This window comes from Jiella avicenniae, from assembly GCF_021390325.1.
In the GTDB taxonomy this organism is placed as follows: Bacteria; Pseudomonadota; Alphaproteobacteria; order Rhizobiales; family Rhizobiaceae; genus Jiella; species Jiella avicenniae.
The window spans coordinates 72,672-98,892 of sequence record NZ_JAJUWU010000025.1; the positions used below are offsets into that span (position 1 = coordinate 72,672).

At 66.1% G+C, this 26,221-nt stretch carries 26 protein-coding genes; 19 read left to right on the forward strand and 7 right to left on the reverse strand.

The genetic code is table 11. The annotated features are described in order from the left end of the window. The first annotated feature begins 112 nt into the window (after positions 1–112). The 8 genes from yghU (at position 113) to scpA (ending at position 7,544) form a co-directional block, all read left to right on the forward strand. Positions 113–1,030: a glutathione-dependent disulfide-bond oxidoreductase gene (yghU, locus tag LZD57_RS21295; protein ID WP_233721640.1), complete on the forward strand. Its 918-nt coding sequence runs from the start codon at positions 113–115 to the stop codon at positions 1,028–1,030. Beyond that, complete coding sequence (locus tag LZD57_RS21300) at positions 1,030–1,596, forward strand: HXXEE domain-containing protein (RefSeq protein WP_233721597.1); 567 nt, start codon at positions 1,030–1,032, stop codon at positions 1,594–1,596. Before yghU ends, LZD57_RS21300 begins: the two co-directional genes overlap by 1 nt. 66 nt (positions 1,597–1,662) lie before the next feature. Beyond that, a complete protein-coding gene (locus tag LZD57_RS24195; protein ID WP_233721598.1) occupies positions 1,663–1,899 on the forward strand; it encodes a DUF4160 domain-containing protein in 237 nt (78 codons plus the stop codon). Next, complete coding sequence (locus tag LZD57_RS21310; protein WP_233721599.1) at positions 1,880–2,158, forward strand: DUF2442 domain-containing protein; 279 nt, start codon at positions 1,880–1,882, stop codon at positions 2,156–2,158. Before LZD57_RS24195 ends, LZD57_RS21310 begins: the two co-directional genes overlap by 20 nt. Positions 2,159–2,175: 17 nt before the next feature. Next, entirely contained in the window at positions 2,176–2,439 is a 264-nt protein-coding gene (locus LZD57_RS21315; protein WP_233721600.1) for a DUF2442 domain-containing protein, read from the forward strand. Continuing rightward, positions 2,439–2,816, forward strand: a complete 378-nt coding sequence (locus tag LZD57_RS21320; RefSeq protein WP_233721601.1) for a hypothetical protein — start codon at positions 2,439–2,441, stop codon at positions 2,814–2,816. Before LZD57_RS21315 ends, LZD57_RS21320 begins: the two co-directional genes overlap by 1 nt. A gap of 517 nt (positions 2,817–3,333) precedes the next feature. Further along, positions 3,334–5,382, forward strand: a complete 2,049-nt coding sequence (locus LZD57_RS21325) for an acetyl-CoA carboxylase biotin carboxylase subunit (RefSeq protein ID WP_233721602.1) — start codon at positions 3,334–3,336, stop codon at positions 5,380–5,382. Then, entirely contained in the window at positions 5,379–7,544 is a 2,166-nt protein-coding gene (gene scpA / locus LZD57_RS21330; RefSeq protein ID WP_233721603.1) for a methylmalonyl-CoA mutase, read from the forward strand. Before LZD57_RS21325 ends, scpA begins: the two co-directional genes overlap by 4 nt. Positions 7,545–7,660: 116 nt before the next feature. On the opposite strand, the gene LZD57_RS21335 is transcribed toward scpA, so the two are convergent. Continuing rightward, positions 7,661–8,422, reverse strand: coding sequence for an SDR family NAD(P)-dependent oxidoreductase (locus LZD57_RS21335; RefSeq protein ID WP_233721604.1), 762 nt, complete (start codon positions 8,420–8,422; stop codon positions 7,661–7,663). 289 nt (positions 8,423–8,711) lie between these two features. On the opposite strand from LZD57_RS21335, the gene LZD57_RS21340 reads away from it, so the two are divergent. The 9 genes from LZD57_RS21340 to LZD57_RS21380 all read left to right on the forward strand — a co-directional run bounded on the left by LZD57_RS21340 (position 8,712) and on the right by LZD57_RS21380 (position 18,212). Continuing rightward, the gene (locus LZD57_RS21340) at positions 8,712–9,869 is read left to right on the forward strand and encodes a transporter substrate-binding domain-containing protein (protein ID WP_233721605.1); all 1,158 of its coding nucleotides are present in this window, start codon (positions 8,712–8,714) and stop codon (positions 9,867–9,869) included. After that, positions 9,869–10,528 (forward strand): ANTAR domain-containing response regulator, encoded by a 660-nt coding sequence (locus LZD57_RS21345; protein ID WP_233721606.1) that lies wholly within the window; start codon positions 9,869–9,871, stop codon positions 10,526–10,528. Before LZD57_RS21340 ends, LZD57_RS21345 begins: the two co-directional genes overlap by 1 nt. Positions 10,529–10,548: 20 nt before the next feature. Then, complete coding sequence (locus LZD57_RS21350; RefSeq protein WP_233721607.1) at positions 10,549–11,790, forward strand: urea ABC transporter substrate-binding protein; 1,242 nt, start codon at positions 10,549–10,551, stop codon at positions 11,788–11,790. A gap of 149 nt (positions 11,791–11,939) precedes the next feature. Next, complete coding sequence (locus LZD57_RS21355; RefSeq protein WP_233721608.1) at positions 11,940–12,812, forward strand: ABC transporter permease subunit; 873 nt, start codon at positions 11,940–11,942, stop codon at positions 12,810–12,812. 19 nt (positions 12,813–12,831) lie between these two features. Beyond that, positions 12,832–13,890 (forward strand): ABC transporter permease subunit, encoded by a 1,059-nt coding sequence (locus LZD57_RS21360; RefSeq protein ID WP_233721609.1) that lies wholly within the window; start codon positions 12,832–12,834, stop codon positions 13,888–13,890. After that, the gene (locus LZD57_RS21365) at positions 13,890–14,606 is read left to right on the forward strand and encodes an ABC transporter ATP-binding protein (protein ID WP_233721610.1); all 717 of its coding nucleotides are present in this window, start codon (positions 13,890–13,892) and stop codon (positions 14,604–14,606) included. The genes LZD57_RS21360 and LZD57_RS21365 overlap by 1 nt, the downstream gene beginning before the upstream one ends. Then, a complete protein-coding gene (locus LZD57_RS21370; RefSeq protein ID WP_233721611.1) occupies positions 14,599–15,318 on the forward strand; it encodes an ABC transporter ATP-binding protein in 720 nt (239 codons plus the stop codon). Before LZD57_RS21365 ends, LZD57_RS21370 begins: the two co-directional genes overlap by 8 nt. A 62-nt stretch (positions 15,319–15,380) precedes the next feature. Further along, positions 15,381–16,379 carry an acetamidase/formamidase family protein gene (locus LZD57_RS21375; RefSeq protein ID WP_233721612.1) on the forward strand — a complete coding sequence of 333 codons (999 nt, stop codon included), beginning with the start codon at positions 15,381–15,383 and terminating at the stop codon, positions 16,377–16,379. Positions 16,380–16,487: 108 nt separating this feature from the next. Beyond that, a complete protein-coding gene (locus tag LZD57_RS21380; protein ID WP_233721613.1) occupies positions 16,488–18,212 on the forward strand; it encodes a nitrilase-related carbon-nitrogen hydrolase in 1,725 nt (574 codons plus the stop codon). Positions 18,213–18,278: 66 nt separating this feature from the next. Here LZD57_RS21380 and LZD57_RS21385 read toward each other — a convergent pair whose 3' ends face one another. The 6 genes from LZD57_RS21385 to LZD57_RS21410 all read right to left on the reverse strand — a co-directional run bounded on the left by LZD57_RS21385 (position 18,279) and on the right by LZD57_RS21410 (position 24,082). Beyond that, entirely contained in the window at positions 18,279–19,343 is a 1,065-nt protein-coding gene (locus tag LZD57_RS21385) for an ABC transporter ATP-binding protein (protein WP_338034728.1), read from the reverse strand. A gap of 12 nt (positions 19,344–19,355) precedes the next feature. Further along, the gene (locus tag LZD57_RS21390) at positions 19,356–20,405 is read right to left on the reverse strand and encodes an NAD(P)-dependent alcohol dehydrogenase (RefSeq protein WP_233721614.1); all 1,050 of its coding nucleotides are present in this window, start codon (positions 20,403–20,405) and stop codon (positions 19,356–19,358) included. A 6-nt stretch (positions 20,406–20,411) separates the two neighbouring features. Further along, on the reverse strand, positions 20,412–20,681 hold the full coding sequence (locus tag LZD57_RS21395; protein WP_255700091.1) for a DUF2160 family membrane protein: 270 nt from the start codon (positions 20,679–20,681) through the stop codon (positions 20,412–20,414). 4 nt (positions 20,682–20,685) lie between these two features. Then, positions 20,686–21,522, reverse strand: coding sequence for a carbohydrate ABC transporter permease (locus LZD57_RS21400; protein ID WP_233721615.1), 837 nt, complete (start codon positions 21,520–21,522; stop codon positions 20,686–20,688). 4 nt (positions 21,523–21,526) lie between these two features. Next, positions 21,527–22,402: a carbohydrate ABC transporter permease gene (locus LZD57_RS21405; protein WP_233721616.1), complete on the reverse strand. Its 876-nt coding sequence runs from the start codon at positions 22,400–22,402 to the stop codon at positions 21,527–21,529. Positions 22,403–22,630: 228 nt separating this feature from the next. Continuing rightward, positions 22,631–24,082 carry an extracellular solute-binding protein gene (locus tag LZD57_RS21410; protein WP_233721617.1) on the reverse strand — a complete coding sequence of 484 codons (1,452 nt, stop codon included), beginning with the start codon at positions 24,080–24,082 and terminating at the stop codon, positions 22,631–22,633. A gap of 187 nt (positions 24,083–24,269) precedes the next feature. Here LZD57_RS21410 and LZD57_RS21415 point away from each other — a divergent pair, with 187 nt between their 5' ends. Then, on the forward strand, positions 24,270–25,271 hold the full coding sequence (locus tag LZD57_RS21415) for a sugar-binding transcriptional regulator (RefSeq protein WP_233721618.1): 1,002 nt from the start codon (positions 24,270–24,272) through the stop codon (positions 25,269–25,271). Between the two features lie 63 nt (positions 25,272–25,334). Continuing rightward, complete coding sequence (locus LZD57_RS21420) at positions 25,335–26,219, forward strand: sugar phosphate isomerase/epimerase family protein (protein ID WP_233721619.1); 885 nt, start codon at positions 25,335–25,337, stop codon at positions 26,217–26,219. Positions 26,220–26,221: the final 2 nt, after the last annotated feature.

The following is a 26,221-nucleotide window of genomic DNA, read 5'->3' on the forward strand; positions in this document are numbered from 1 at the left end:
GCGGAATCGCGAACGCTCCGTTGCGGCTCGTCATGACAGGTCGCCTCGATATCTACCCGGCTGCGGCGCAGCGCGTCGTCGAAGAATTCACCAGCGAGAAAGCTGAATGACCATGACCGACGAAAACAAGTTCCCGCCCGAGAAGAACCTGCCCGCCGGCTACGTCCCGCCGAAGGTGTGGACGCCCGACACCGAATCCGGCGGTGCCTTCGCCTCGATCAACAAGCCGACGGCCGGCGCGCAGTACGAGAAGGATCTGCCGGTCGGCAAGCATCCGCTGCAGCTCTATTCGCTGGGCACGCCGAACGGCGTCAAGGTGACGATCATGCTGGAGGAATTGCTCGCCGCCGGGCATTCCGAGGCCGAATACGATGCGTGGATCATCCGCATCAACAAGGGCGACCAGTTCGGCTCCGGCTTCGTCTCGGTCAATCCGAATTCGAAGATCCCGGCGATGATGGACCACGAGCCGAAGGACGGCGGCGCGCCGATCCGGCTGTTCGAGTCCGGCTCGATCCTCACCTATCTCGCCGACAAGTTCGGCGCCTTCCTGCCGACCGAGGCGCGGGCCCGCGCCGAGGTGATGAACTGGCTGTTCTGGCAGATGGGCTCGGCGCCCTTCCTCGGCGGCGGCTTCGGCCATTTCTACGCCTATGCGCCGATGAAGATCCAGTACGCCATCGACCGCTACGCCATGGAGGTGAAGCGCCAGCTCGACGTGCTCGACAAGCAGCTCAAGGACAACGAATACGTCGCCGGCAGCGACTACACGATCGCCGACATGGCGATCTGGCCCTGGTACGGCCGCATCGCCGCCCATGACGCCTATGGCGACGCCGGCACCTTCCTCTCCGTGGACGAGTACGAGAACGTCCAGCGCTGGAGGAAGCAGATCGGCGAGCGCAAGGGCGCAAAGCGCGGCTCCATGGTCAATTCCGTGACCGGCGATCCCTCGACCCAGCTCCACGAGCGCCACGACGCGGCGGACTTCGAGACGAAGACGCAGGACAAGATCGGGTCCGATTCCTGATGCTGTCCCGGCTGGTGGAGCATTGGGTCTATGGCGGCTTCCTGGCGGGGCTCCTGATCCTCGCTCTGACGCCGATCCTGGCAGCGGAGTGGACGGCGGCGCTGACGCTGGTCTTCCTGCAACTGCCCGTCTACATGGTCCACCAGTTCGAAGAACACGACGATGGCCGCTTCGCAGCGGCCATCAACGCGATGATCGGCAAGGGCAAACCCGTCCTCGACGATGCCGCGGTCTTCGTCATCAACGTCCCAGGCGTCTGGGGCGTCAACCTCGTCTCGATCTGGCTCGCCTTCGGCGTCGGCATCGGCTGGGGCTTGATCGGCGTCTACCTCACCCTCGTCAATGCCCTCGCCCATATCGGCCAGGCGATCCGGCTGCGGGCCTACAATCCCGGCCTCGCAACGGCCGTCGTCCTGTTCCTCCCGGTCGGCATCGCGGGAGCTCTGGTCGTCGGCGCCGAGCCCGGCGTCGGGGCCGGCCACCATCTCGTCGGCCTCGCGGTGGCGATCGCCATCCATGCGGGGATCGTCGCCTATGTCTTCATGCGGCGGAGGCGGTTGGCCTGATGGCGAAGATGCTGGGAAAAGCTCGTATAAGACGAGCGGGCTCCACGCTTCGGGGAGGACGCACGGGTGCCCACGGTTCTCAGATGGCGTGGATATCGGTTTTTCTGGTATCCCTATGACGCGATCGAACCGGCGCACGTTCACATTTTCAAAGACGGGGCTGAATGCAAGATTTGGCTGCACGATCTCTCCGTGGCGTTCAATCGTGGCCATTCTTCCAAGGCCTTGCGGGCGCTGATCGAAAAGACGAAGGAGCAGCAAGTCCATCTGCTGGGTGTCTGGAATGACCAATTCGGAGAATGAGAGGGATGCCGAGGCGCCGCGGGCCGCATGGTGCGATCAGGAGAGCCTTCACGTGCGGCTGGCGGACGGGCGGGAGATCGTGACACCGCTCTGGTGGTATCCGCGCCTCCTCGCTGCCTCGCATGCCGAGCGCAACACGCTCGAGCTCATGTATTCCGGCATCCACTGGCCGGAACTGGACGAGGACTTGAGCATCAAGGGAATGCTGCGAGGATCGAAGGCCCCCGGCGCCGTTCCCCCTGCGGAGGCCGCCGAATGAGAACGGAGGGTCCAGACATGCCCAATCTCGCCGTCTCCGACGTGGCGATAACGGCCGATCACATCATCGTCTCGATGGCCGACGGACGACGTATCGAGGCCCCCCTCTGGTGGTATCCACGGCTTGCCGCCGCAAGCGCAGAGCAGCGGAAAGACTGGCAAATCCTGCCTTTCGGCGATGCCGTGGGCTGGGAATCGATCGACGAATATATCAGCGCCAAGGCGCTGATTGTCGGCGGCGCAGCTCCCGGCGCCGTTCCCCCTGCGGAGGCTGCGGAATAATGGCCAATCTCCCCGACATGACCAAGCATCGCGGCATCCCCTCGGGGCTGCCGGGAACCGGCTTCCAGTTCACCATCCGACGGGCCAACCCCAAGGGCGCGACCAAGATCATCGAGCGCAAACGCTTCAACGACCGCACGCCGACCGAAAAGCTCGCCGACGCCGCCTTCCTGCACGCGCTCTGGCACCTGTTCGGCCCCGAGCCCTTCGAGCGCGGCAATCTCGACGCGGGCCGCATCTCCTGGCTGTTCAACCGGGAGATCGTGCCGGCCGAAAAGCCCTTCGATCCGGCCTCCTACGAGGCGATGCTGATGATCGACGAGGAGGTGGCGAGGAAGAGCTATCCGGAGGCGTTTCAGGAGCTGCTGGAGGTGTGACCGGCGAGTGGCCTGATGGGATGTCGTGGCGCCCGACCTATAACAGGCAACGGGGCACGACCGTCCAAGGAAACGCTCCACGACTGATGCCATCGCTGAAGAAGTAAAGGGAGACGCTGCAACCAACGCGCCGTCATTCTCGGGCTCCGTCCCGAGAATCCAGGAATCGTAGGGCTCTATCGACGAAAGTTGCAGGGGGCAGACGCGGCCGATGCAGCGGCCGCCGCCCCTGGATTCTCGGGACCGAGCCCGAGAATGACGATGCTTCCGTGTCGGCGCCTCTTGTGCAGGCGGCGTGGTGGCATCGAGGCATCGCGATGACCTCGAGTCGACGCCGAGCCTTGCGACGCAACCGCATTTGCGAGCGGCGGCGCCGGCCGGCCGGGAGGAGGCGGCGGGACGCGCGGCGCTCATGCGCCCGAAGCATTAGGCAGCCATGGTGACGATACCGGCCGCGGGCGGATAAGACGAAGAGGCTGGGGCATGGCCGGCCCCGGCAAAGGGAGAGAGACGGGACTTGTTCAAGAAAATCCTCATCGCCAATCGCGGCGAGATCGCCTGCCGGGTCATCAAGACGGCGCGGCGCATGGGCATCGCCACGGTGGCGGTCTATTCCGATGCCGACCGGGACGCGATGCATGTGCTGATGGCCGACGAGGCGGTGCATCTCGGCCCGCCCCAGGCGAACCAGTCCTATCTCCTCGGCGACAGGATCATCGCGGCCTGCAAGGAGACCGGCGCCGAGGCGGTGCATCCCGGCTACGGCTTCCTCTCCGAAAATGCCGACTTCTGCGAAAAGCTCGAACAGGCCGGCATCACCTTCATCGGGCCGAAGCCGAAGGCGATCCGGGCCATGGGCGACAAGATCACCTCGAAGAAGCTGGCGGCGGAAGCCGGCGTCTCGACCGTGCCGGGCTTCATGGGGCTGATCGAAGATGCCGGCCATGCCGCGAAGATCGCCGCCGAGGTCGGCTATCCGGTGATGATCAAGGCGTCGGCCGGCGGCGGCGGCAAGGGCATGCGCATCGCCTGGAACGACGAGGAAGCCCGCGACGGCTTCGACCGCTCGCGCTCGGAGGCCAAGAACTCCTTCGGCGACGACCGGATCTTCATCGAGAAGTTCGTCGAAGAGCCGCGCCACATCGAGATCCAGGTGCTGGCGGACAGTTTCGGGACTTGCGTCTATCTGAACGAGCGCGAATGTTCGATCCAGCGGCGCAACCAGAAGGTCGTCGAGGAGGCCCCCTCCTCCTTCCTCGATGCCGAAACCCGCAAGGCAATGGGCGAGCAGTCGGTGGCGCTGGCCAAGGCCGTCGACTACGAGAGCGCCGGCACCGTCGAGTTCATCGTCGACAAGAACCGCAATTTCTACTTTCTCGAGATGAACACGCGGCTGCAGGTCGAGCACCCGGTGACGGAGCTGATCACCGGCGTCGACCTCGTCGAGCAGATGATCCGCGTCGCGAATGGCGAGAAGCTGCCTTTCACGCAGGACGACGTGAAGATCGACGGCTGGGCGATCGAGAGCCGCGTCTATGCCGAGGATCCCTATCGCGGCTTCCTGCCGTCGATCGGCCGGCTGAAGCGGTATTCGCCGCCGGAGGAAGGCCCGCTCGACGGCTCGCCCGCATCGAGCACCGGGCCGGCCGGCCGCGCCATCGGCGGCGGCGCGCCGATCGTGCGCAACGACACCGGGGTCGCGGAAGGCTCCGAAATCTCGATGTTCTACGATCCGATGATCGCCAAGCTCTGCAGCTGGGGCGAGACGCGGGAGGCGGCGACGGACGCCATGGCCGAGGCGCTCGACCGCTTCGTCCTCGACGGCATCGGCCACAACGTCCCCTTCGTCGCCGCGATCATGCAGCATCCGCGCTGGCGCTCGGGCGAGATCTCCACCGGTTTCATCGCCGAGGAATATCCGGAGGGCTTCGACGGCACCGAGGCGGATGCGCCGATGCGGGCGAAGCTCGCGGCGGCGGCGGCGATCCTCGCCAAAGCCTCGAAGCGGCGGGGCGCCGGTCCGATGCCGAGCCTCGGCGAAAACCTCGCCCTGTCCCGGGAAAGCGGTCGGCGCATCGTCTTCATCGACGAGCACCGGCTGACCGTCGATCTCGGCGAGGCGGGCGTCACGGTCGACGGCGTCGACCTCGGCAAGGTCGAGACGGACTGGCAGCGGGGCCGGCGGACCGCCCGGCTGGCATTCGGCGAGGAGACGCTGAGCTTGCGGGTCGATCCGATCGTCGGCGGCTTCCGCCTGCGGTTGAAGGGCATCGACGTCGATGCCAAGGTCTACGAGCCGCATCTGGCGAAGCTCGCCGAGCTGATGCCGGTGAAGGAGGCGCCGGATACCTCCAACCTCCTTCTCTGCCCGATGCCGGGTGTCGTCGTCCAGATCGCCGTCGCCGAGGGTGAGACGGTGGAGGCCGGCCAGACGCTGGCCGTGATCGAGGCGATGAAGATGGAGAACGTCCTCAAGGCCGAGCACAAGGCGGTGGTGAAATCCGTTCCGGTGAAGGCCGGCGACAGCCTTGCCGTCGATGCGGTGATCATGGAGTTCGAGACATGAGCGAGACGTTTCCGCGGGACTGGCTCGATCTGGCGACCAAGGAGATGAAGGGCCGAAAGGTCGAGAGCCTCACCTGGCAGACCGCCGAGGGGATCGCCATCAAGCCGCTCTACACCGCCGAGGATCTGCCGCCGGAGGCGGCGACGGCGCTGCCCGGCGTTGCGCCCTTCACGCGCGGGCCCCGCGCGACGATGTATGCCGGCCAGCCCTGGACGATCCGCCAATATGCCGGCTTCTCGACCGCGGAGGAATCCAACGCCTTCTATCGGAAGAACCTCGCTGCGGGCCAGAAGGGGCTTTCCGTCGCCTTCGATCTCGCCACCCACCGGGGATACGATTCCGACCATCCGCGCGTCGCCGGCGACGTCGGCAAGGCGGGCGTCGCCATCGACACCGTCGAGGACATGAAGGTCCTCTTCGACGGAATCCCGCTCGAGACGATGAGCGTGTCGATGACGATGAACGGCGCGATCATCCCCGTGCTGGCGATGTTCATCGTCGCCGCCGAAGAGCAGGGCGTCGACAGGGCGAAGCTCACCGGAACCGTTCAGAACGACATTCTGAAGGAGTTCATGGTCCGCAACACCTACATCTATCCGCCCGAGCCATCGATGCGGATCGTCGCCGACATCATCGGCTATACGGCGTCCGAGATGCCGCGCTTCAACTCCATCTCGATCTCCGGCTACCACATGCAGGAGGCCGGCGCGACGCTCGCCCAGGAGCTCGCCTATACGCTGGCCGATGGCATGGAATACGTCCGCGCGGCGATGGCGCGGGGCCTGTCCGTCGACAAGTTCGCCCCCCGCCTCTCCTTCTTCTTCTGCATCGGCATGAACTTCTTCATGGAAGTCGCCAAGCTGCGGGCCGCGCGGCAGATGTGGGCGAAGATCATGACGGACTTCGGCGCCACCGACGACCGCTCCAAGATGCTGCGCACCCACTGCCAGACCTCGGGCGTCTCGCTCACCGAGCAGGACCCGATGAACAACGTCGTGCGCACCGCCTACGAGGCGCTGTCGGCGGTGCTCGGCGGCACCCAGTCGCTGCACACCAATTCCTTCGACGAGGCGATCGCCCTGCCGACCGAGACCTCGGCCCGCGTCGCCCGCAACACCCAGTTGATCCTCTCCCACGAGACCGGCGTCACCAACGTCGTCGATCCGCTCGGCGGCTCCTACTATGTCGAAGCGCTGACGCGCGACCTCGCCGACGCGGCCTTCGCGCTGATCGAGGAGGTCGAGGCGGCCGGCGGCATGACCAAGGCCGTCGCCGAGGGCCTGCCGAAGCGGCGGATCGAGGAGGCGGCGGCGCTGCGTCAGGCGCGCATCGACAAGGGCGAGGACGTCGTCGTCGGCGTCAACCGCTTCCGGCTGGAGGAAGAGACGCCGATCGAGATCCTCAACATCGACACGGCGGCCGTGCGACGCTCGCAGATCGCCCGGCTCGAAGAGGTGCGACGCACCCGCAGCAAGGACGCCTGCGAGGGCGCCCTCGCGGCGCTCCGCGCCTGCGCCTCGGGCAAGGACGGCAACCTCTTGGCCGCCGCCGTCGAAGCGGCGCGGGCCAGGGCCACCCTCGGCGAGATCTCCCAGGCGATGGAGGACGGCTTCGGCGGCCGGCACGAGCCCTCGACGTCGCTGATCTCAGGCGTCTTCGCCTCCGCCCATGAAAGCGACCCGGAATTTGCCACCATCCGCCAGCGCATCGCCGATTATGCGAAGGCGAAGGGCCGCAAGCCGGCGATCCTCGTCGCCAAGCTCGGTCAGGACGGTCACGACCGCGGCTCGAAGGTGATCGCCACCGCCTTCGCCGATCTCGGTTTCGACGTCCATCTCGGCCCGCTGTTCGAGACGCCGCAGGAGGTCGCCGCTCTGGCGATCGACAAGCATGTCGACGTCGTCGGCGTCTCGTCCCACACGGCCGGACACATGACGCTGGTGCCGGAGCTGATCGCCGCCCTGGCCGAGAAGAACCGCGCGGACATTCACGTCGTCTGCGGCGGCGTCATCCCGTCACAGGATTACCAGGCGCTCGTCGATGCCGGCGTCGCCGAGATCTTTGGCCCCGGCACCAATGTCCTGCAAGCCGCAATGGCCGTTCTCGGCGTCCTCGAAGGGCGCCGCAGGAACACCCGCCACAGCGAGCGGCTGACCGCCTGACCCGATTGTGGCGGAGCCGCAGCGATCGGGCCGCGCCCCGGTCGGACCTGACGTGAAGCGACCTGTCGGTCGCTTCATCCTCGCAGAAGACTTGAGCGCCGCTCGGGCGAGCCGACTCAGAACTGGACGCCGCGGGTCAACGCGCCGTCGATGACGAGATTGGTGCCGGTGATGAAGCTCGCGGCGGGGCTGGCGAGGAACACCGCACCGTTGGCGATCTCCTCAGGCGTCGCCATCCGCCCGGTCGGGTTCAGGGCGAGCGATGCCCTGAACAACTCCGGGTTGCCGGTCTCGATCTGGTCCCAGACGCCGCCCTTGAAATAGGTGTTGCCCGGCGAGACCGTGTTCGCCCGGATGTTCTTCGCGGCGAGATTGTAGGCCAGCCCCTGCGTGTAGTGGATCAGCGCCGCCTTGAAGGCGCCGTAGGGCCCGGCGGCGAAATCGATCTCGCGTCCCGAGACGCTGGAGATCGTGACGATCGCCGCCGCGTCGCTCTTTTCCAGCAACGGCATCGCCGCGTCGACCAGCCGCACGGTGCCCATCAGATCGGTCTCGAAGCCTTTCTTCCAGCTTTCCTCGTCGCCGCCGACGGCGAGCGCGCTGACATTGGCGACGACGATGTCGAGCCCGCCGAGGGCATTGGCGGCCTCGGTCACGAAGGCGGTGAGCGCCGGACCGTCGGCGACGTCGACGGCCTTTCCGAAGGCCGCGACGCCCTTGGCCGCGAGCCTTTCGACCTCGGCTTCGACCTCCGCCGCGTTGCGCGCGCAGATCGCGACCGCTGCGCCTTCCGCAGCCAGCGTTTCGGCGATGGCGAGGCCGATGCCCTTGGTGCCGCCGGTGACGACCGCCTTGCGGCCTTGCAACTTCAGGTCCATGCGTCAACCCTTTCCGGAAGAGGATGTCGCGGGCGGCCTCGGTGGCCCGTCGGCGCGCCTGCACACGCGTAAGCCGGACAGATTTCGGCGACGGACGCAAGCGCGAAACCGCCGGCGAAATTTGCCATCGCCGGGCGCTTGACAAGCCCCTGCAAACCCGTCAGCCTAAAAGCTGTGCGCAGAGCAACGCTGCTCAAAATCGCGCCGACAGATGACCCTTCATGAGTTCTGGCAACGTCGCCCTGGCAGCACCGAGTGCTGGCGGGCGCATTGTGTTGAGTGCTTTTTCATGGCGAGCCTCCGCTATCCGATCGGCATCTTGTTCTCCGCCACCGGCTCCTACGGCACGGTCGGCCGGACGATGCTGAACGGGGCGCTGATGGCCTGCCGGGCGGTCAATGCGGATGCATCCGCAGGGGTCGAGCTGGTTCCGACCGTCGTCGATCCGGCGAGCGACCTGTCCGCCTATGCCCCGGCCGTGGAGACGATGCTCGATGCCGGCATCCGCCACGTCGTCGGCTGCTACACCTCGTCGAGCCGCAAGGACGTCATTCCGATCTTCGAGAAGCGCGACGCGCTGCTCTGGTATCCGGCCCATTACGAAGGCTTCGAAAGCTCCGCGAACGTCGTCTACACCGGCACCGCGCCCAACCATCACATGTCGCCGCTCGTCGACCATCTCGTCTCGCGCTTCGGCAAACGGGCCTTCTGCGTCGGCTCGAACTACATCTGGGGCTGGGAGAGCAACCGGGTGCTGCGCGAGGACATCACCCAGCGCGGCGGGAAGGTGCTGGCGGAGCGCTATTTCGCCGTCGGCGAGAGGGATTTTTCCGCCATCATCGCGGCGATCTTCGAGGCCGGGCCGGACTTCGTCTTCAATGCGCTGATCGGCCAGTCTGCCTACGCCTTCTTCCGGCAGTTCCGCCGGGCCTGCGAAGCGCGCGGCATCGACCAGAAGACGCGGTTCCCGATCGCCAGCTGCAATCTGTCCGAGCCCGAACTCGCCGAGATCGGCCCCGAGGCGATCGACGGGCACCTGTCCTCCAGCGTCTATTTCGCCTCGATCGACACGCCGGTGAACCGGGCCTTCGTCGCCGGCTACCAGGCGATGTTTCCGGACGGGCCGGTGGTCTCGGCCGAGGCGGAGGCCGCCTATATCGCAGTCCGGTTCCTGGCCGAGGCGCTGCGTGACGCAGGCGGCGGCGACATCGCGCCGGTCAAGGCCGCGCTCGCCGGCCAGTCGCTCGATGCCCCACAGGGCAAGGTGACGATCGATCCGGAGACGATGCACTGCTATCTCACGCCGCGCATCGGCCGCTCCAGCCCCGACGGGCAGTTCGACATTCTCGTCGAGGCCGATCGGCCGGTTCGTCCCGATCCCTATCTCGTCAGGGCCGCCGCTCCGCTGGAAGCGGTGGCGCAACGGCCGAAACTGAGGGTGGTCTGATGGCACCGTCCCGCTTCGTCCAGAATTTCAGCCGCCGCCACGCGATCCTCGTCTCCAACGACGAGCGCGTCTCGGCGACGCTTCCGCCCACCCTCGCCCGGCTCGGCCTGACGGTCGAGCACCGTGCGACCGGCGAGGAGGCCGTCGACCTGTCGCAGGTCCCGCTGCAGGCCGAAGACCACGTCGTCTTCGTCGACGGCGACCTTCCCCGCGCGCCGGTCCTGCCCTTTTCCGCCGGACCGGGCTCGCTGCCGCTGGCGCCGGTGGTCGGGCTGGTGGGCGTCGAGGCGCCGAGCCGGCTGCGCTCGCTGATGCAGGCGGGAGCGACGGCCTTCCTCGCCAAGCCGGTCTATGGCGGCTCGGTGTTTTCCGCCCTCTACCTCGCGGTCAACGAATTTGCCCAGAAAGCGGACCTGTCCGGTGCTCTCGCTGCGCACGAGACCCGCCGGCGCCAGCGCCGCTACGTCATCAAGGCGATCCTGAAACTGATGCGCGAGCGGGGCCTCGACGACGACGACCACGCCTTCGCGATCCTGCGCCGGGAAAGCATGCAGGCGCGCCTCAGCATCGAAGCCTACTGCCAGTACGTCGTGCAACGGAGCGCGGCGCAGTCCGAGAGCGGAGCCGAAACCCTCGTCATGACCCGGTCCGCGGAATAACCCCCGAAACGGAGAAGATCATGCAGATCAGAGCATCAGGCGTCCTTGCGACGCTGGGGACCCTCTTTGCCTTGTCGGCGGCGGCCTTCGCCCAGGACGGCGAGCCGATCAAGATGGGCGTCCTCGAAGATCAGTCCGGCGATTTCGCCGTCGCCACCATCGGCAAGGTGCACGGCATCGAGCTGGCGGCCGAGGAGATCAACGCCAATGGCGGCATCGCCGGCCGGCCGCTCGAACTCGTCACCTACGACACCCAGTCGGACAATCGCCGCTACCAGGAATTCATGCGCCGCGTCCTGCAGCGCGACAAGGTCGACGTCGTCTTCGCCGGCTTTTCCTCGGCCTCGCGCGAGGCCTATCGGCCGATCGTCGACCAGTTCGACGGCCTCGCCTTCTACAACAACCAGTATGAAGGCGGCGTCTGCGACGCCAACATGATCGTCACCGGCGCCGTGCCCGAGCAGCAGTTCTCGACGCTGATCCCCTACATGATGGAGAAGTACGGCAAGAACGTCTACACCATCGCCGCCGACTACAATTTCGGCCAGATCTCGGCCGAATGGGTCCGCGACATCGTCAAGGAGAACGGCGGCACCATGGCCGGCGAGGAGTTCATCCCGCTCGGCGTCTCGCAGTTCTCGCAAACCATCCAGAACATCCAGAACGCCAAGCCCGACTTCCTCGTGACCCTCCTCGTCGGCACGGCCCAGGCCTCCTATTACGAGCAGGCGGCCTCGGCCAATGTCGGCCTGCCGATGGCCTCCTCGGTCAATGTCGGCCAGGGCTACGAGCACAAGCGCTTCCAGCCGCCCTCGCTCGCCGACATGTACGTCACGACCAACTGGATCGAGGAAGTCGACAACCCGGCGAGCAAGGAATTCGTCGAGAAGTGGCACGAGAAGTTCCCGGACGAGCCCTACATCAACCAGGAAGCCGAGAACTCCTACATCGCCGTCTATCTCTACAAGCAGATGGTCGAGCGCGCCGGCTCCACCGATCACGACGCCATCCGCAAGGTGATCGCCGAGGGCGACGTCTGCATGGACGCCCCGGAGGGCCACGTCTGCATCGACCCGAAGAGCCAGCACATGTCCCACACGATCTATCTCGCCAAGGTCGGCGAGGATCACTCGATCACCTTTCCGAAGGTCTGGGACGACATCAAGCCCTACTGGCTCGGCGACGTCGGCTGCGACCTGACCAAGGACAACCCCGAGGCCCAGTACACGCCGTCCGACAACCCGAAGAAGTCGGGCGGCTGATCCGGCCCGCATGGAAGGGCGCTTCCCGCGCCCTTCCGCTCCGGGGCCCTTCACCCGCCATCGTCTCGCAGCCCGCATGACCGCCGGGCGAGGCGCTTCCCGGCTCCCCGCTTGGCCCGCTTTCCGATCTTCGCAACGAAGGACCGTCCATGGACTTTTCGTCCGGCCTCTTCTCGTTTCTCTACCAGACCGGCGACGCCTTCGCCTTCCTCGTCCTGTCGGCCTGCGGTCTCGCCGTGATCTTCGGCATGATGGGGATCATCAACCTCGCCCATGGCGAGTTCATCCTGTGCGGCGCCTATGTCACGACGAGCGCGGTGCAGGTCGGATTGCCACTGCCGATCGCCATCTTCCTCGGCACCGCCGTCGCCGGCCTCGTCGGCATGCTGCTGGAGCGGGTGATCATCCGCCACCTCTATTCCCGGCCGCTCGATTCGATCGTCGTGACCTGGGGCATCTCGATGATCGCGACGCAGGGGACGCTGATCATCCTCGGCTCGACCATGCCCGGCACCGGCACGCCCTTCGGCAGCTTTTCGGTCGGCGGCTACGGCTATTCGGTCTACCGCCTGGTCCTGATGCTGGCCGCGCTGGCGACGCTCGCCGTCCTCTGGCTCGTCTTCACCCGCACGCGCTTCGGCATCCTCGCCCGCGCGACGATCCAGGTGCCGCACATCGCCGAGGCGCTCGGCGTCAACACCTCGCTGATCTACAGCCTCACCTTCGGCCTCGGTGCGGCCCTCGCCGGGCTTTGCGGGGGGCTCTACGCGCCGACGATGACGCTGGTGCCGACCATGGGCTCGGCCTTCGTCGTCGAGGCCTTCGTCACCGTGGTCGTCGGCGGCGCCGACATCTTCCTCGGCACGGCGCCGGCCGCCGCGATCCTCGCGGTGGTCAAGGCGGGGCTGACCTCCTGGCAGGGGCAGCTCGCCGGCCAGATCGGCCTCCTCGTCGCCGTCATCGTCGTCATCCGCATTCTGCCGCGGGGCCTCACCGGATTCATCCTGCGGGAAAGGGCCTGACGTGTCTTCGCGTAACTCCGTGTCATCCGCACTCAGGCTCCTCGAAGGGCCCCAGACCCTCGGCAAGGGGCCGGGCTTCTGGGCCGGCTTCGCCGTGGTGCTGGCTCTCGCCTGCGCCTATCCGCTGTTTGCCGACGGCTACGACGTCGGCAACAACGTCTACTTCTTCAACTGGGCCTTCATGGCGCTCGGCCTCGGCCTGATCTGGGGCTATGGCGGGGCGCTATCCTTCGGCCAGACCGCCTTCTTCGGCGTCGCCGGCTATGCCTACGGCGTCCTGACCATCAATCTCGGCGACGCCTACGGCCTGACCTTCTTCTCGCTCGTCGCCGCCGTGGCGATCTCGGCACTGTTTGCCGCCGTGCTCGGCTATTTCCTGTTCTTCGGCCGGATCAGCGGGGTGTTCCTCGGCATCGTGACCCTTTCGGTGACGCTGGTGCTCGAGCGCTTCATGTCCCAGACCGCCGGACCGGAATGGGCGATCGGCTCGGCCCGCCTCAACGGCTTCAACGGCATGGGCGGCATGCCGTCCCTCACCATCCCCTGGCCCGGTGGCGACATCGTCCTATTCCCGGACGTCGCGCTCTACTATCTGACGCTGGCGATCCTCGTCGTCGTCTATCTCGCCCTGCGGATGCTGGTGAATTCGCGCTTCGGCAACGTCCTCGTCGCCATCCGCGAAAACCCGCAGCGCGCCGAGATGCTCGGCTACGACATCCGCCGCTACCAGCTCGGCGCCTTCGTCATCGGCTCGGGTCTCGCCGGCCTCTCGGGCGTCCTCTACACCGCCTGGGGCAACTACATCACGCCGTCGTCGATGGGCATGTCGGCGGCAGCGCTTCCCGTCGTCTGGGTGGCGGTCGGCGGACGCTCGGACCTGACGACGACGCTGTTCGGCACGCTCCTCGTCCTCGCCGGCTTTCAGTATCTGACGATCTACGGCAGCCAGTATGCCCTCGTCGTCATGGGCGTTCTCCTGGTGGTGACGATCCTTGCCGCGCCGAGCGGCATCTTCATCACCCTCGGTGCGCTGTTTTCCAAGGGCCTGAGACGGCGCCTGAAGCGGGAGCGCGCGTGATGGCGATCCTTCGAACCGAAAAGCTCGACAAGTGGTTCGGCGGCCTGCACGTCACCGACGAGGTCGATTTCACCGTCGAGACCGGCGAGGTTCACTGCCTGATCGGCCCGAACGGCGCGGGCAAGAGCACCTTCTTCAAGCTCGTTCTCGGCGAGCATGCACCGTCTGGCGGCGCGATCCTCTACGACGGCGAGAACATCACCAGAGCCAAGCCCTTCGAGCGGATCCGGCGCGGCATTTCGGTCAAGTTCCAGGTGCCCGGCATCTTCCAGGCGCTGAAGGTAAGGCAGAACCTGCAGATCGCCCTGCAGCACCACCTTCAGGGCGCGACGCTGAACGAGGAGATCGACCGGCTGCTGGAGTTCCTGAAGCTGAAGGACGCGCAAGACCAGCTCGCCGGCTCGCTCAGCCACGGCCAGAAGCAGTGGCTGGAAATCGGCATGGCGATCGCGCTGAAGCCGAAACTGCTGCTGCTCGACGAGCCGACCGCCGGCATGACGCCGGACGAGACCTTCGCCACCGGCGAAATGGTCCAGGCGCTGAATGCGCAAGGCGTCAGCGTCCTCGCGGTCGAGCACGACATGGCCTTCGTGCGGCAGATCGCCCAGAAGGTCACGGTCCTCCATTTCGGCAAGGTCTTCGCACAGGGCACGATCGACGAGATCGTCGCCGACGAGCGGGTGGCTGCGATCTATCTGGGCGAGGTCCATGCGTAAGGAAATCCTCCTCGAAACCATGGGGCTTTGGGCCGGATACGGCGGCAAACCGGTGCTGCAGGGCGTCGACCTCTCGGTCCGCGCCGGCGAGATCGTCGCGGTGATCGGGCGCAACGGCGTCGGCAAATCCACCTTGATGAAGAGCCTGATCGGTCTTCTGCCCTCGGACCGCGGCTCGGTGCTGTTTCAGGGCGAGGCGCTGGATGCCATGGCGGCGCACCGCCGGGCCCGGCAGGGCATCGGCTACGTGCCGCAGGGACGCGACGTCTTTCCGCGCATGAGCGTCGGCGAGAACCTTCTGGTCGGCCAGTCGATCGGCGGCGGCAGGAGCGATGCTGCCGCGCGGCTCGATGCGATCTACGGCTATTTCCCGATCCTGAAGGAGCGCCGCGACCAGCGGGCCGGCACCCTGTCCGGCGGCCAGCAGCAGCAGCTCGCCATCGGCCGCGTCCTGATGGGCGGCCCCTCGCTGATCCTGCTCGACGAACCGTCGGAAGGCATCCAGCCGAACATCGTCCAGGACATTGCGAGGATCATGGTCGACCTGAACCGGCAGACCGGCATCACCGTCGTCTTCGTCGAGCAGAATCTCGACATGATCCGGGCGATGGCCGAGCGCTGCTACGTCATGGACAAGGGCCGGATCACCGCCGAGATCGGCAGGGACGCGCTGGAGGATCGCGACACCGTCCGGCGCTATCTCGCCGTCTAGTTTCCCGAGCGGCATGAAAGAGCCGCGAGCGAAAGCATCAGAAGCAAGAGAGGAAATGCTCCATGAGCTGGTTCGACGATTCCATCATGGCCCGCAAGGCCGTCGCCAAGGGCAAGGCGCTCACCACCCATTCCATCACCGAGGCGAGCCAGGGCAAGTATCACTACGTCTATGGCGCCTTCGTCGAGCCGGTTCTGACCGTCGATCCGGGCGCCGTCGTTTCGGCCGAAACCCACGACGCCTTCGAGGGCGCCATCAAGTCCGAGACCGACAAGCCGAGCGAGATCCTCAACTTTCCCTATCTCAACCCGCAGAACGGCCCGATCTGGGTGAACGGTGCCGAGAAGGGCGACTGCCTGGCGGTCTACATCGAAAGCGTGGTGCCGCGCGGGCCGCAGCCGCGGGGAACCACCGTGATCATGCCGGAATTCGGCGGCCTGGTGCCGACCGGCGACACGGCGATGCTGACCGCGCCCTTGCCCGAGCGGGTGAAGAAGCTGGAGATCACCGAGGAGAAGGGCACCGTCTGGAACGACCGGATCACGCTGCCCTACGAGCCGTTCATCGGCACGATCGGCACGGCGCCGGAGATCGAGGCGATCTCCTCCCTCGTCCCGGACTATTACGGCGGCAACATGGACCTGCCGGACGTCGCGCCGGGTGCGGTGATCTATCTGCCGGTGAACACCGAAGGCGCCTATCTCTATGTCGGCGACTGCCACGCCGCCCAGGGTGACGGCGAGCTCTGCGGCGTCGCCATCGAGCACCCGACGGTGACGACGCTGCGGGTCGATCTGATCAAGGGCTGGACGATCAAGACGCCGCGGCTCGAAAACGAGAAATTCTACATGACCATCGGCTCGTCCCGGCCGATGGAGGATGCGGCGCGCGGCGCCTATCGTGAGCTGATCCGCTGGATGGCGGCGGATTTCGGCTTCGAGGAAATCGACGCCTACATGCTGCTCACCCAGTGCGGCCGCATCCGCCTCGGCAACATGGTCGATCCGAAATACACCGTCGGGGCATCCGTCCTGAAATCGATCTCCGGCATCGCCCGCTGATCTTTCGCCGGGCGGCGGCACCGCCGATCGCCCGGCCCTTCCCGAATTCTGCCCGCTCCGCCGCGCCGCCTCGCTGCGCGGCCGGAGACGCTTTGCCGGAGTTTGCCGATGTCCTCGCCGTTCGAAGCCGCGGCCGTGCAGTTCGAGCCCGTCATGGGCGACAAGCAGCGCAACCTCGAGGCGCTCGCCCGGCTGATCGAAGAGGCCGCGGATGCCGGCGCGAAGCTGATCGTGACGCCGGAAATGGGAACCACCGGCTACTGCTGGCACGACCGCAAGGAGGTCGCGCCCTTCGTCGAGCCGGTGCCCGGACCGACGACGGAGCATTTCGCCGAGATCGCCAGGCGGCGCGACGTCTTCCTCGTCGTCGGCATGCCCGAGGTCGATCCGGCGACCGATCTCTACTACAATTCCGCCGTGCTGATCGGGCCGGACGGCGTCGTCGGTACCCATCGCAAGACCCATCCCTACATCTCCGAGCCGAAATGGGCGGCGAGCGGCGACCTTGGCCATCGGGTGTTCGAGACGCCGCTCGGCCGCCTCGCCCTGCTCATCTGCATGGACATCCATTTCATCGAGACGGCGCGTCTGGCAGCCCTCGGCGGGGCCGACGTCATCTGCCACATCTCCAACTGGCTGGCCGAGCGCACGCCCGCGCCCTACTGGATCAACCGCGCCTACGAGAACGGCTGCTATCTGATCGAAAGCAATCGCTGGGGGCTGGAGCGCGGCGTCCAGTTCTCCGGCGGGAGCTGCATCATCGGCCCGGACGCGGAAATGCTCGCGGTGATCGACGGCGGCGACGGGGTGATCACCGCGACGATCGATCCGGCCCTCGCCCGGCAGCGGAGGATGCGCGGCGAGGCGATCTTCGAGCAGCGCCGGCCCGAGCTCTACAAGGAGCTGATGACCAACACCTTCGCCTGGAACCCCGGCGACTTCTTCTCGCTCTATGGCCACCAGCCGCTGCCGAAGGGGCGCAAGGCCAGGATCGCCGTCGGCGAATTCGCGCCCGCAGGCAACGTCTCGCGCAATATCGAAACAATCGCGGGCCTCGCGAGAGAGGCAGCCGGCGATGGCGCCGAGCTTCTGATCCTGCCGGAACGGGCGTTGACGGGCCTAACGGATCCGGGGGCCACCGCAATTGCCCTCGATCATCCGGCCGTCGCGCGTCTCGCGGCCATCGTCCGCGAGAGCGGCCTCTTCCTCGTCGCCGGCCTCGCCGAGACAGATGGCGCGCGGAACTACAATTCCGCCGTTCTGGTCGGGCCGGAGGGGCTCCTCGGCTGCTATCGGCAGACCCATCTCGCCGAGGCCGATCGCGATTGGGCGAGCCCCGGCGACGACTGGACGGTCTTCGACCTGCCCTTCGCACGGCTCGGCCTCCTCCTCGGCCACGACGCCGACTTTCCGGAAGCCGGCCGGGTGCTGGCGATCCGCGGCTGCGACGTGATCGCCTGCCCCGCCGCAGTGAAGGACGGCTTCCATCTCGGCCACGAAGGCAGCGCCGTCGCCCAGCCGGAGCCGATCCCGACCGGACCCGACCCGCTGCACTGGCATCAGTTCCGGGTGCGGAGCGGCGAGAACAACTGCCACTTCGCCTTCGCCAACGTCCGTGCGCCGGACCAAGGCTATCCCGGCCTTTCCGGCGTCTTCGGGCCGGACACGTTCCTGTTTCCGCGCCAGGAGGCGATCGTCGCCGGCAACCGCAATCTCGCGGTCGCCGAGATCGACACCGGCAGCCATGGCGGCGCCTATCCGACCACGGCGCTCCGGCGCAAGGATCTCGTCCTCATGCGCCTGCCGCACCACTATGTCCCGCTGGTCGTCTGAGGGGGTACCCGCCGCCGGCGGCGGCGTCCAGAGCCGCAAGCCGGCCGCCGGAACATCTCGGCTGGCTCAAAGGCGCTGCTGCGTCTTTCCGTCGAAGAGATGGACCCGGCTCAGATCGATGTGGAAGCCGATCTTTTCGCCCGGCCGCGCCGCGATCCGGTCCTTGACCACAGCGTCGATGAGATCGGTGCCGGATCGCGCGAAGACCTGGGTTTCCGATCCGGTCGGCTCGATCACCACGACGTCCATCGCGACGCCGCCCTCGCCGATGGAAATGTGCTCGGGGCGGATGCCGTAGATCACCTCCTGGCCGACGGCGACGCTCGCTTGCGCCGGCAGCGGCAGGACCAGGCCGCCTTCGGAGACGAACTGGCGGGTGCCGTTCGCACCGTCGATCCGCCCCTTGACGAAATTCATCGAGGGCGAGCCGATGAAGCCGGCGACGAAGACGTTCTGCGGGTTGTCGTAGAGATCGAGCGGCGCGCCGATCTGCTCGACCCGGCCGTCGCGCATGACGACGATCTTGTCGGCCATGGTCATGGCCTCGATCTGGTCGTGGGTGACGTAGACGATGGTGGTTTTCAGGCGCTGGTGGAGTTCCTTGATCTCCATGCGCATGGAGACGCGCAGCTTGGCGTCGAGGTTCGACAGCGGCTCGTCGAACAGGAACACTTTGGGGTCGCGGACGATCGCCCGGCCCATGGCGACGCGCTGGCGCTGGCCGCCGGACAGGGCCTTGGGATAGCGATCGAGATATTTGGTCAGGTCGAGGATCTCGGCCGCCCGGCCGACCTTCTCGTCGATCTCGGCCTTCGGACGTTTCGCCATCTTCAGGGGAAAGCCGATGTTCTGCGCCACCGTCTTGTGCGGATAGAGCGCGTAGGACTGGAACACCATGGCGATGTCGCGGTCCTTCGGCAGCACCTCGTTGACGACCTTCTCGCCGATCTTGATCGTCCCGTCGCTGATCGGCTCGAGGCCGGCGAGCATCCGCAGGAGGGTCGACTTGCCGCAGCCCGACGGCCCGACCAGGACGACGAACTCGCCATCCTCAATGTCGATCGACACCCCGTGCATGACCTGAACCGAGCCGTACCGCTTGTATACGTCGTCGATGTTTACGCCAGCCACTTCAACGTCCCCTCACTGCGGCAGTTCGATCTGCATCTTCACGTCCCCGGCCGGAGCCGAGGCGGCGATCTCGAACGCCCTGACGCTCTCGTCGAAGTCGAAGGTCCTGGTGATCAGCGGCTTGACGTTGATGGTGCCCGACGAGAGCATGGCGACGCAGCGCGGGAAGACGTGGGCATAGCGGAAGATGTTCTCGACCCGCGCCTCGCGGATCATCGCCGCGCCGGCATCGTAGGCAATCGGCTCGGACTGGCCGCCGATCATCACCACGCAGCCGCCCGGCGCCAGCGGCTCGAACACCTGCGCGGCCGCCTTCGGCGAGCCCGTCGCCTCGAAGACGACGTCGCAGCCCCAGCCGTCGGTATCGGCCCTGACCCGGTCGACGACGCTGTCCTTCGAGGCGTCGACGCCGACGATCGCCGGGCTGAGGCTTTCGGCGATTTCGAGCTTCTTTTCGGCGAGATCGGTGACGTAGACCCGCGCGCAGCCGCCGGCGAGAGCCGAGAGCGCCGTGACGAGTCCGATCGGCCCCGCCCCCATGACGACGGCGACGTCACCGGGCTTGATCTTCGCCTTGGTGGCCGCATGGACGCCGACAGCCAGCGGCTCGACCATCGCCGCCTCGGCGAAGCTCACATTGTCCGGCAGCTTGAAGGTGAAGGCTTCCGGGTGGACGCAGGTCGGCCTCAGAATGCCGTGAACCGGCGGCGTCGCCCAGAAGCGCACGGCCGGATCGACATTGTACATGCCGAGCCGCGTCGCCTTGGAGTTCGGATCGGGAATGCCCGGCTCCATGCAGACCCGGTCGCCCACCGCGAGGGTGGTGACGTCGGAGCCGGTCTCGATCACCGTGCCGGAGGCCTCGTGGCCGAGGATCATCGGCTCCTTCACGACGAAGGGCCCGATGCGGCCGTGGGTGTAATAGTGGACGTCCGAACCGCAGATGCCGACGGTATGGAGCTTGATCCGCACGTCGCGCGGGCCGAGCACCGCCTCGTCCTTGTCGATCGGGAAGTCGCGCAGCGACAGTTCGTCCTTGCGCTCGAGGACCAGCGATTTCATGGGAATTCAGCCTTTCCAGACGATGTAGACGCCGACGAGGACGGCGACGACGTTGGAGATCGTGAGCGGCAGCCCCGCCGGCTCCATGAAGCGGAGCCAGAACAACGACAGCGCCACCCAGATGATGACGGAGATGAAGACCCTGTCGAACCAGTTCGTCTGGATCGGCAGGAAGCCGTCGCGCGCCTTGCGGTCGAAGGGCGATTGCCGGCCCTCCTCCTGCTCCTCGTAGAGATTGATCGGGGTCTCGACGTCCTGTGGCTCGGTGCGGGTCATCGCGTCATCCTTTCACGGCGCCGAAGGTCAGGCCGGCGACGATGTGGCGCTGGACCAGGCTGAAGACGATCAGCGCGGGGACCAGGGTGAACATCGAGATCGCCGCCATCACGCCCCATTCGGTGCCGGTCGTGGTGACGTATTCCGACAGGCCGGTCGTCAGGGTGCGGGCGTTGAAGTTGGTCAGCGTCGCCGCCAGCAGATACTCGTTCCAGGCAAAGACCCAGGTGAGGATCAGCGTCACCGCGAGGCCGGGGCGCGCCAACGGCAGGACGATCTCGGTGATCACCGTCCAGGCGCTCGCCCCGTCGACGAAGGCCGCCTCGTCGAGCTCCTTCGGAATGCCGTCGATGGTCGGTCGCAGCGTCCAGATGGCAAAGGGCAGGTTGAAGGTGCAGTAGACGAGGATCATGCCGATCTTGGTGTCGAGCAGCGTGAAGTCGCCGAACTTGTAGACCTGGGTGAGGAGAAGGAAGAGCGGCAGCAGGAACACCGCCGGCGGCGCCATGCGGTTGGTGATCGTCCAGAAGAAGATCGACTCCTTGCCGCCGAGATCGAAGCGGGAGAGCGCATAGCAGGCGAGAAAGCCGAGCACCGTGACGAGGACGGCATTGCCGGTCGAGATGACCAGCGAATTCATCATGTAGCCGCGCAGCGTCTCGTCGTTGATCACGTCGACATAGTTCTTCCAGTAGACCGAGGAGAGGATCACCTCGGGCGTCGAGAACAGTTCGACCGCCGGCTTCACCGAAATGACGAAGAGCCAGTAGATCGGGAACAGGGTGAGGAAGCTGACGACGACCCAGAACAGCAGGTACAGCCAGGTTCTCTGACGTTTCATCGCATCAGGCCTTCTTGTTGCGCGGCGCGATCAGCGCGACGTAGAGCAGCCAGCAGGCGACGATCGTCAGGTAAAGGACGATGATCGAAACCGCCGAGCCGTAGCCGTAATTCGTCTTCGGGAAGACTTCCTTGAAGATGTGGACGCCGAGATAGCGGGTGGCCGAGCCCGGCCCGCCGCCCGTCAGCATCAGCACCTCGTCGACCGTGCGCAGCGCGTCCATCAGCCGGATGAAGACGGTGGCGAGCAGCGCCGGCGCGATCATCGGCAAGGTGATGTGCCAGAAGATCTGCCGCTTGTTGGCGCCGTCGATCTGCGCCTGTTCGAAGGGATCGGCCGGCAGCGAGACGAGGGCGGCGATCAGCGTCAGCGTCACCAGCGGCGTCCAGTGCCAGACGTCCATGATCACGGTCACGGTGAAGGCGGCGACGGCGCTGGTGCCGATGTTGAGGTCGAAGCCGAACCAGCTCGCGAGCAGCGACGGGATGATTCCGATCGAGGGCGTCGTCATCAGCTTCCAGATCGAACCGACGATGATCGGCGCCATGATCAGGGGCAGCGTGTGGATCGTGCGGAACACCGCCTTGCCCGGAAACTCCTTCATGAAGGCCTGGGCGAGAAGGTAGCCGACGATCAGCTCCGTCAGGACGGCGAAGAAGACGAAGGCGATGGTGACGCCGAGCGAGGCCAGGAAGCCGTTGTCGAACACCAGGGCGCGGAAGTTGTCGGCGCCGTTATAGACCACCGCCGGGTCGAGCGCGAACGGGTTCCACTGGTGGAAGGACAGCCACAGCACGTAGAAGAACGGCACGACGCCGAAGAAGAACAGGATCACCAGCGTCGGAGCGAGGAGGATCCAGCCTAACCTGTTGGATTGCATCGAGCCATCTTTCGTCGAGACGCGTCGTTTTCGCAGAAGAGCCCACTTCGCTTTGAGCGAGACGGCCGATCGTCGCCCCCGGTCGCGTGGCGTCGCAGGATCTGCGGCCGGCGCGCTGCCGGCATGCCGATGGAGCGATCGTGGGCCGATCCGCCGAAGGGGTAAAGCGCGGGCCGCGCCTGAAAAGGGCGGCCCGCAGTCGTCGCTATCGCCGGATCGCGGGGGATCTCACTTGCGGTAGCCGAGGTTCTTGAGTTCTTCCTCGGCCTTCTGCGCCATCATGTCGAGACCTTCGTCCGGACCGATCGAACCCGTCAGGATCTCGTAGAAGGTCGGCGCGGTGGCTTCGATCACCTGCCGGTGGAAGGGATATTCCGGCGCACCCTTGAACAGCTTGCCGTCATCGCGGAGCATCGAGTAGTAGCCGCCCAGCTCCTTGTCGACTTCCTTCACCTTCGGGGTGTCGTAGGTCGAGGTCAGGGTGATGCGCGAGCCGGCGGCCGCCCAGTCCTCCTGGATCTCCGGCAGGGCCATGAACTGCATGAACAGCAGCGCGGCATCCTTGCTCTTGGAGGTCACCGGCAGGCCGAAGGCGCCGCCGTCATAGTAGCCGATATAGCCCTTGCCGCTCTCGGCCTCTTCCATGACCCCGGGCTCCAGCGGCGGCAGCGCCACGCCGACTTCGCCGACGACGCGCGACTTCGACTCGTCCGTGGCGATCCAGGCCGCGTTCTCGCCGTAGACGAGGCCCTGCGCGGCACGGCCGGCAGCGAAGGTGGTCGCCACCTCGGTCCAGGTCGACTGCACCGATTCCGGCGGGGCGATGTCGCGCATCGACAGCCACCACTTCAGCGCTTCCTTGGCCTCGGGCGAGTTCATCGTACCGCCATTCTCGACGGTCGCGGCGTAATTGTCGTTCGCGTCTATGCCCCAGTCGTAGACGCCGAAGGTCGGCGCGACGGACTCGAAATACTCGTACCACGACGCCGGATGGCCGGTATGGGCCTGGGCCGTCGTGCCCCACAGATCCATGCCGTTCTCCTTGCCGTAGTCGGTGAAGAACTGGGCGATCTCGGTGTATTCGGCGTGGGTCTTGGCGGGCTTCAGGTCCTTGCCGGTCTTCTCCTTGAACGCGGCCTGGATCTTCGGATCGTCGAAGAGATCGGTCCGGTAGAGATAGACCTTGATGAAGGCCTCCATCGGAACGCCGTAGAGATCGCCGTCGGATCCGCGGAAGTTCTCGGCGAAGGTGGTGAAATTGTCCTCGGAATATTCCGGCGCCTTCAGCTCGGCCTTTTCGTTCAGGGACTTGGTGATGTCGACCAGGAAGTTGCGGGAGAGATAGGCGTAGACGATGTCCTGCTCGATATAGACCATGTCATAGATGCCGGTCTTGGCTTCCATGTCCTTGATGGCCTTGTCGTACATCTGGTCCCAGGACGTGGTTTCGATCTGCACGTCGATGCCGGTGAGCTCCTCGAATTTCGGGGCGAGGACGTCGGCGATGTAGTTCGAGGCGGGCGTGGATTCGGTGACGCCGCGCAGGGTGGTGCCGTCGAACTTCTTGCCGGCCTCCTGCCACCATTCCGCATTTTTGATCTCGATGTCCTGCGCGAAGGACATGCCCGTCATCATCGCCAGGGCGATGGCGGATGCGCTGAGCTTGTAGGCAAACTTCATAGACTTCCTCCCGTTCGGTCGCGGGGCCGCAGCGACTTGACCTCGACGGCGCGCCGCGATGCCTCCGAGGGGAGGATGCAAATGTATGCTCCATGATGCAAGTGATTTTTTACAGATGTATGCGTTGTCTTCCATTTGTAATCCGTGCCATAGCTTTGCCTCCGTGACGGATGCTGACGAGGCTTGGATGGTACGGGAGGGACAGGACGAGAGCGACGCGTTCGCGACCGAAGTCTGCTGGCACTATTACGTCAACGGCATGACCCAGGGCGAGATCGCGAAGTTTCTGGACACCACCCGGCTGCGCGTGAACCAGGCGATCCAGCGGGCGAAGTCGCTCGGCATGGTGAAGGTCCGGATCGAATCGCCCTTCGTCGCTCGGGTCGAGCTGCAGGACAGGCTGCGCCGGCAGCTCGGCATCGAGCGCGTCATCGCCGCCCCGGCCCGCCGCGACGCCTACGACTATCACGGCTCCGTCGGCGCGGCGCTGGCGGCCGTCGTCACCGAGCGGTTGCGCACCAAGGCCTGGCGGAAGATCGGCGTGTCCTGGGGAATGACGCTCGAGGCGGGGATCCAGAAGCTGCCGCAGCTCGCCAATCCGGACGTCGAGATCGTCTCGATGCTGGGCGGCACGATGCAGGGCGCGTCGTTCAATTCATTCAGCATCGCCTCGGGCTTCGCGGCACAGCTCGGTGCGAGCTATTCCCTGCTGGCGGCGCCGATCTTCCTGTCGGAGGGAGTCGACCGCGACCTCTTCCTCTCCCAGGAGATCTTCGCCGACCATTTCGCCAAGTTCGAAGCGCTCGACGCGGCCATCCTGACCGCGAGCGACATCTCGCCGAGGTCCTATCTCGTCGCCAATGGGCTGCCGGAAGAGTTCTCGCCGGCCGCCATCACGGAGGCGGGCGCGATCGGCGACGTGCTCGGCCGGTTTCTCGACGAGGAGGGTCGCACGATCGACCACCCGCTCGACAGGCGCACGATCGGCGTCGATCTCGACGTCGTCGAGAGAACGCCCGAAAAGATCCTGGCCGCGGCCGGACCGCACAAGGTCGAGATCATCCGCGCCGCCGCGCGTCGCGGTCTCATCGACACGCTGATCACCGATGACGTTACGGCCGAACTTCTCGTCGAACCCTCGGAAGGGCGTAAAACGGCAACGCTGACGGCCGAGCAGCGAGCCGGCTGACACCTTCGAACGCGCCTCGCCGCAGGGCGACCGCGACACTGGAACAATGGGGAGGATCACTTCATGCGACGTCTTGGCATTCACACCTTCGTCTGGACCGACGGCAAGTCCCAGGAGGGCCTCGAGAGGGCGCTCGAAAAGTCCGCCGAGCACGGCTACCGGATGGTCGAGATCGCCTATCTCTTTCCCGGCCGCTACGACCTCGACCGGCTGGCGAAGAAGGCCCGCTCGCTCGACCTCGACATCGTCGTGACGATGGGCCTGCCGGCCGATTGCGACGTCTCCAGCGAGGATTCGGACATCGTCGCCAGGGGCCGGGCGCTGCTGTCCGACGTGGTCAAGACGGTGCGCGACGTCGGCGGCATCCGGCTCGGCGGCATCATCTTTTCCAAGCACGGCAAATACGATTCGATGCCGAGCCGCGACGGCTGGATGAACAGCGCCGAGACCATCGCGGCGACGGCCGACATCGCCAAGGGCTGCGGCGTCGAGATCGTCCTCGAAATCGTCAACCGGTTCGAATCGAACCTCCTCAACACCACCGCGCAGGGGCTGAAATTCATCGCCGACACCGGGCGCGACGACGTGCGCCTGCATCTCGACACCTTCCACATGAACATCGAGGAGGCCGATCCCGCCGCGGCGATCCGGCTGGCCGGCGACAAGCTCGGCTACTTCCACATCGGCGAGAACTACCGCGGCTTCCTCGGCACCGGGACGATCGACTTCTCGGCCTCCTTCCGGGCGCTGGCCGACATCGACTACGTCCGCGACATCACCTTCGAGAGCTTCTCCGGCGCGATCGTCGACGAGGCGCTGTCGGTCGCCTGCGGCATCTGGCGCGACACCTGGACCGACAACGACCAGCTCGCCGCCCACGCCAAGACCTTCATCGAAGAGAAATGGCGCGAGGCGGCGATGGCGCGCCAGATCAACGCGGCCGGCTGACC